This is a genomic window from Micromonospora sp. U56, from assembly GCF_018070095.1.
In the GTDB taxonomy this organism is placed as follows: Bacteria; Actinomycetota; Actinomycetes; order Mycobacteriales; family Micromonosporaceae; genus Micromonospora; species Micromonospora purpureochromogenes.
Map to the genome: position 1 here is coordinate 1 of NZ_JAGPYL010000207.1, position 6,161 is coordinate 6,161.

The 6,161-nt window shown below is 68.3% G+C and carries 4 protein-coding genes; 2 read left to right on the forward strand and 2 right to left on the reverse strand.

The window, feature by feature from the left end; genetic code table 11:
- Positions 1-289: 289 nt before the first annotated feature.
- Positions 290-1,396 (forward strand): S8 family peptidase, encoded by a 1,107-nt coding sequence (locus tag KBX37_RS33085; RefSeq protein WP_210779757.1) that lies wholly within the window; start codon positions 290-292, stop codon positions 1,394-1,396.
- A 465-nt stretch (positions 1,397-1,861) separates the two neighbouring features.
- Positions 1,862-2,761, forward strand: a complete 900-nt coding sequence (locus KBX37_RS33090; protein WP_210779758.1) for an IniB N-terminal domain-containing protein — start codon at positions 1,862-1,864, stop codon at positions 2,759-2,761.
- A gap of 757 nt (positions 2,762-3,518) precedes the next feature.
- Here KBX37_RS33090 and KBX37_RS33095 read toward each other — a convergent pair.
- On the reverse strand, positions 3,519-5,159 hold the full coding sequence (locus KBX37_RS33095; protein WP_210779759.1) for an ATP-dependent DNA helicase RecQ: 1,641 nt from the start codon (positions 5,157-5,159) through the stop codon (positions 3,519-3,521).
- Positions 5,160-5,282: 123 nt separating this feature from the next.
- On the reverse strand, positions 5,283-5,903 hold the full coding sequence (locus KBX37_RS33100) for a hypothetical protein (protein ID WP_210779760.1): 621 nt from the start codon (positions 5,901-5,903) through the stop codon (positions 5,283-5,285).
- Positions 5,904-6,161 lie beyond the last annotated feature (258 nt).

Below are 6,161 nucleotides of genomic sequence, written 5' to 3' on the forward strand. Positions count from 1 at the left end.
GGCCCAGACCGAAAGCGCTGCACCTGCCCGACGCCGTCTGGATCAACCCACCCGAACCGGCAACCGATCAACCACTACCCCAAGCGGCGTAACACCCACTGGTCCCACCGACCTTGACAAGTTCCGGCGCGGCGCCTTCCCGTCGACGATGTCTATACCCGCGTTGGCGCACCGGCCGCTGTCCCTCTAGCGGTAGCGGCGAGGCATCACCGTCATCAGCTCGTACGGATTGCCCGACTTCAGGGGTCGCCCGGCGGTGATCAGCTGCCTTCACTGTTGCGTTTCGCACATGATCATCGATCTACAGATGAAGCGCCGTCGCATCCTGAGGAGAGGTCTCATGTCGATCACCCAGTTAATCGCCGGTACCACGCTGGCCACTGTCCTCGTGGCCGTCGCCGCGACGCCCGCCCAGGCGGCTGGCAATGATCCGTTGTACGACAAGCAGTGGGGCCTGCGGCAGGTCCACGCCGAACAGGCCTGGGCGACCAGCACGGGAGCCGGTGTGGTGATCGCGGTTGTCGACACCGGCGTCGACCTCAACCACCCGGATCTGGCGTCCAAGCTCGTTCCCGGCGCCACCTTCGTCGACTGCGGTGCGACTTCCTGCGGCAACGGCGACTGGCGGGGCCCCAACGGCAAGCCCGACGCCGGCGACGAGCACGGCACCCATGTTGCGGGCATCGCGGCCGCGGCCACCGGCAACGGGGTCGGTATCGCGGGCGTTGCCCCCGACGCGAAGATCATGCCGATCAAGGTGCTGGAGGCGGGCAGTGGCAGCTTCGCCGACATCGCCGCGGGTATCCGCTACGCAGCCGACCACGGCGCAAAGGTGGTCAACCTCAGTCTCGGCGCGCTGCCGGGTTCCCAGGCGCTCACCCTCACTGGGCTGGAGTCGGCCGCGACGCAGGCGATCACCTACGCGCACGCGAAGGGCGTAGCCGTCATCGCCGCCACCGGCAACGAGACGGCACCGCTCTGCGACACCCCAGCCTGGGAAGCCGGCGCCCTCTGCGTCGCCGCCACGGACCGCAACGAGGTGAAGGCGTGGTACTCCAACCTCGGCGTGAAAGCTGACCTGAAGGCGGTGGCCGCCCCCGGCGGTGCTGGCCTCGTTAACTGCGACGACGACGTGTGGTCCAGCGTCCCGCTAGGTACCGGCTCGGACACCTGCGGGCAGAGCAACTACGACGCCTACGCCGGCACGTCGATGGCCACGCCCTACGTATCAGGAGTCGCGGCCCTGCTCTTCGCCCAGCAGCGCAGCCTCGACAACGTGTACTCGGTACTGATGTCGACCGCTCGCACCCCGCTCGGCCTGCGTGGTGTCTACACGCCGATCTACGGCTGGGGAATCGTCGATGCCCAAGCCGCCGTGTCGGCGCCCAGAGCCTGAGGTCGACCGGGACCCTGGCCCTCGACGCCTGTTCATCAAGAGGCCGGGGTGCGCGACCTGGGTGCGGGCGGGATCCCCGTCCCCGGGGTCCCGCCCGCTCTCGCCCGAACAGCGCCTACGCCCTGTGATGGCGTTGGGCGCGCAGGCCGGATGCCTGAAGGTGGCACTCGGTGCAGCCGGCCACAGGCACTCTCGCTGACACCGTCAGTTCGATGACCGGATGTCACACCTCACGACCCACCCGCCGCGCCTCCGACGACTAGTCAGGCGCTAGCGACTGGGGGTTTGACCCATGACCCCGTAAATCCCCTAACGCCGGACGGCATCCGTGCCCTAACCCGGCGAGATAAGCCGGGGGTGCACCCCCGATGCCTGATACCGCTGTTTCGCCCTACCGTCGAGCGCGGGTCCGGACGATCTTGTCCGGACCACGTCCTAACAACACCCATCGAGGAGACCGGCAACATGAGTGCAAGCGCCAGCACCACATCGACCGCCGACGTGAACTCGACCTCTGCCGCCGACTGGACCGGCAACAGCGAGGTAAGTGCCGATACGACCACGACCACCAGCGTCGATCCCAGCGCCAGTGCGGGATCCACCGCCGACATGGGCGTAAGCGCTGGGATGGCCTCGCCGCAGAGCCTGCAGGACTTCGTCTTCGGACTACTCACGAACGTCGACGCCCGAGCGACGTACGAGGCGGACCCGCAAGCCGCGCTGAACAACGCTGGCCTCCACGACGTGACCCCGGCCGACGTGCAGGACACCGTTCCAATGGTCGCCGACCACCTTCCTGTACAGGGTGTCACATCCTTGCTGGCCGGAGGCAGCCTCGGCGCAAGCGCGGGTGTCGCCGTCGACGGGATTGGGCTCAGCGGCGCGGCCGGCACCCTCGACAGCACCCTCGGCGGACTCGGCCCCACCGGTGTGACTGGCGACGTGGGCGCCACGCTCGACGGCGTCAGCCTCAGCGGCGTGACCGGCACCCCGGAGAGCACCGTCGGTGGTCTCGGCGTCAGCGGCGTGACCGGCGGCCTGGGCGGCACCGTGTACGGCGTCACCGCCCTGGCTGACGGCGTGACCGGCGATCTCGACGGCACCCTGGACAGCACTGTTGGCGGTCTCGTTGTCGGCGGCGTGACGAGTGACCTGGGTGGGACGGTGGATGGCGTCACGGGCCTGCCTGGCGATGTGACCGGTGACGCTGGCGGCACGTGGGACGGCACTGTTGGTGGCCTCGGTGTCGGCGGCGTGACCGGCGATCTGGGTGGCACGGTGCACGGCATTGGCAGCGTCGCGGGCGACATCGATGTACACGGCGACGCCTACGCCAGCGTGGATGGCGGGCTCCTGGGGGCCTGACCAGAGGCCCGCTATGTGCTGGGCCTCTGTTTCGAGCGAAGGCCGAAAACGGGTTCCATCGCGCGGTTCCTGGCCTCCCAATTGGCTTTGTCGGCCGCCTTGAGTTGCGCCAGCGCCAACTGGGCCTGCCCCCCGGGGACCACAAGAGGCCCGTCCCCAAACCGGGACGGGCCTCTTGGCTCGCGGAGTTTTCCGCCGACGCTCCGCACCACCCCGTCACCGCTGTCAATCAGCATGTTCGTGTCGGTTCGGATCTGCACGGTGCCGCAGAGCAGCCAACCGCTGGCTGGGGCGGCTTGGCGGTCACCGAACTGGGCATGGCCCAGGAGGTGCCGCTGGGGCGCGGCGCGTTGCCGCCGGTCACCGCCACCGCGCTGAAGGCCGGCTTGGTGAGGGCGTCGATGTAGTTGTAGCTGGTGGAGCCGGAGGGCACGGAGAACCAGTCGACGTACCTTCTGGCGCTCGCCGCCGGGTTGGCGATCGTTACGGCTTCTCGGAGTCACCGCCGGCGCTCCGCGCGGGACGTCATCTGGTTGGCGAGCGGAACGTCTGGCCCGACGACGTGGCCGAGGACGAGACGTGCGAACACCCAACCGAGACCTGGCACGCCAGGTCCAGGCGAGACAACGATCATGACAATCGGTGGGGCCGGCCGTGGCGAACACCCCGAGGAGCCGATTCACCCGCCGCATGCGCCGCCCCGCGACACAGGAGGCACCAGACTGATGGTCGTGCATCGGCGCGGCGGGCGAAGAGGTTAGCGGCCGTCCGCGGCGAGTGCCAGCAGGCCTTGCGCTTGCACAACGGAGACTGACAGGGTCTTGTAGCCTACGTCGTCGAAGAGCACGGTCATGCGGTCGTTTTCGTACCCGAGGACCATGCCTGATCCCCATTTGGCGTGCCGCACGATGCTGTGCAGTGGGTACGGCCCGTCTTCCGGGAGCACCTCTGAGGTGCCGCCGTCGCAGTTGTCGCAGTGCCCGCAGGGGCGGCTCAACTGCTCTCCGAAGTAGCCCAGCAGCGACTGCATCCGGCAGCCCGGGCTCTCGGCGAAGCGGCGCATCATGTCGGTACGCGAACGCTGCCCGGCCTGATAGCGGGCGTACTCGGCCAGCGCCTCCCGAGCCGCCTGGTCGGGCAGGGGGGCATACCGAGCGACGCTGAGCTCACCCTTGGGCCCCGTCGCTACCGCACCGACCTGCTCAAGCAGACCGATGTGGCTGGCGACCTTGCGCTGGTTCAGCCCGGTGACCTTTGCCAGAGCGGTGCGGGTGAGCGGGCCGCGATGCAGGGCGGCTGCGACGGCTCGCAGCTCTCCCAGTTCAGGCGCGCCGCCGTTGAAAAAGCGTTGCAAGGCAATGTCCTCGGCTCGGTGGAGCAGCAACGCCCGGGCGAACTCACCGTCGCGCCCTGCCCGCCCGATCTCCTGGAGGTAGCTGTCCGGTGAGTCGGGCAACGCCACGTGTGCTACCCAACGAAGGTTTCGCTTGTCGATGCCCATGCCGAACGCCGAGGTGGCAACCATGATGGGCACCCGGTCGGCGAGGAAATCCTGGTGACGACGGCGACGCACCCCGGCCGCCATGCCGCCGTGGTATGCCTGCGCGGGATAACCCGCGTCGGACAGCCGTTGCGCGAGGTCCTCGGCGGCACGCCGGGTCGGCACGTACACGATACCGGGCGGGTCGGCCTCCTTGAGCAGGGTAAGCAGCCTCCGCCAGCGGTAGTCCTCGCTGGGACAATGCACGGCGGCGACGAATAGGTTCGAACGGTCTAATCCGGATAGAACCAGCCGCGGCTTACGCATGCCGAGCCGCGCGGTGATTTCCTCCCGCACCGGCGGCGAGGCTGTGGCGGTCAGCGCCACCACCGGCGGGCGGCCCAGGCCGCGGATAAGGTGACCGAGAGTGAGGTAGTCAGGGCGGAAGTCGTGGCCCCACGACGAGATGCAGTGCGCCTCGTCAACCGCCACCAGCGCCGGACGCAGCGCGCGGACCTCGGCCAGCCGCTCCGGCGAACTGAGCTGCTCCGGCGTGATGAACAGGAACTTCGCAGCACCCGAGCGCAGCTCGGCCAGGGCAGCCGCCTGCTTGCTCGGGCTCTCCGCTGAGCTGATCCGAACCGCCCGCAACGCCGGATCGTCCCGGTCGTTGAGGTTGCCGACCTGATCCTGCTGCAATGCCAGCAGCGGTGAGATCACCACGGTGGGGCCGCGCAGGAGCGTGGCGGGGACCTGATACACAGCAGACTTCCCGCCCCCGGTGGGCAGCACGACCAGCGCGTCGCGGCCGGCCAGTAGCGTGCGCATCGCGCGCAGCTGGGTGGGGCGCAGCTGCTGCCAGCCGAAATGCCTACGGGCGGCGCGGCGTAGCCGCAGGGAGCGAAGAAGAAACATCATCGCCGGGCATGCTAACCAACCACACACGGACCTGGACCATCCCAGGGTCCGTCGTACGCCTCGTCCTCGGCCAACGCCCCACCTCGCCCGCGCTTCGCGAGGGCATCCGGGCCGGCAGCCGGCTCAGCGCAGGGCAGATGGATCAGTCTCCTGTTGGGGATTCCACAGCATCCGGGGAACCCAAAGCCACGCCAGCTTGCCTGCACGCGCTACGAAGTTCGGCGCAATGATCATCGCGAAGCCCAGGCCGGCGCCGAGTACTGCACCGAAGCCGGGTGATCCGTCGGCTGGTGCGTCGCCGGTGATGGCCCAAACAAGGTTCTGAACTGCGACCGAGAGCAGCATGATCGTGCCGGCCACTCCTGCGGTCGTGACGATCGCTCGTCGCTGGGCGACACCGTCGAAGGTGCTCGCTTCTTGCGCTGACCGTCGCGTCGCCTCTCGGCCTACGGCGAACAGCACGGGACCGGCGATAGTGACGACAGCCGGGGTGACGAGCACGACGGCGATCTTGGCGGCCGTGCTCCACTCGCGCCATCCAGCTCTGCGCAGCCCTGGTCCGAAGGCCATGCTCGTCGGTGTGTTCGGTCCGGCAGCAGGAGTGGCCAGAATTGCCAGATGCCGCGCGAAGTCGTTGACGGGAGAGGGCACGAGGCCCGGGCCGAACGTGAAGAGCGCGATCCGAACTTGGTTGGCGTACTCGATGGCACCGGGTGAATAGCCGTTCAGGCTGAAGAACAGCACTGTGGACACGTTGAAGCGCGCCGCGCAGACGCTGGACGTCAGGGCGTCCCACAGGCGTAGCGAGCGCTTTGACCTGAGCCGCCGCGTTGGACACAACAACGTCGAGGCCTCGGTCCGCACCCGGGTTTGTTAGAGACCGTCGGGTAACCGGTTGAGGGCTGAGGGTTATAGCGAGACGCGCCGATTGGCGGTGCTCGACAAATAGATCATCCCCGCCATGATCGCGATGTGTGTGCAACAGAGATCGTGGCGGGGATG

What these genes read in the sequence shown, in the direction of transcription:
- KBX37_RS33090 (WP_210779758.1), top strand. Translation starts at nt 1,862, where the DNA reads ATGAGTGCAAGCGCCAGCACCACATCGACCGCCGACGTGAACTCGACC.
- KBX37_RS33095 (WP_210779759.1), bottom strand. Translation starts at nt 5,159, where the DNA reads ATGATGTTTCTTCTTCGCTCCCTGCGGCTACGCCGCGCCGCCCGTAGG.
- KBX37_RS33085 (WP_210779757.1), top strand. Translation starts at nt 290, where the DNA reads ATGATCATCGATCTACAGATGAAGCGCCGTCGCATCCTGAGGAGAGGT.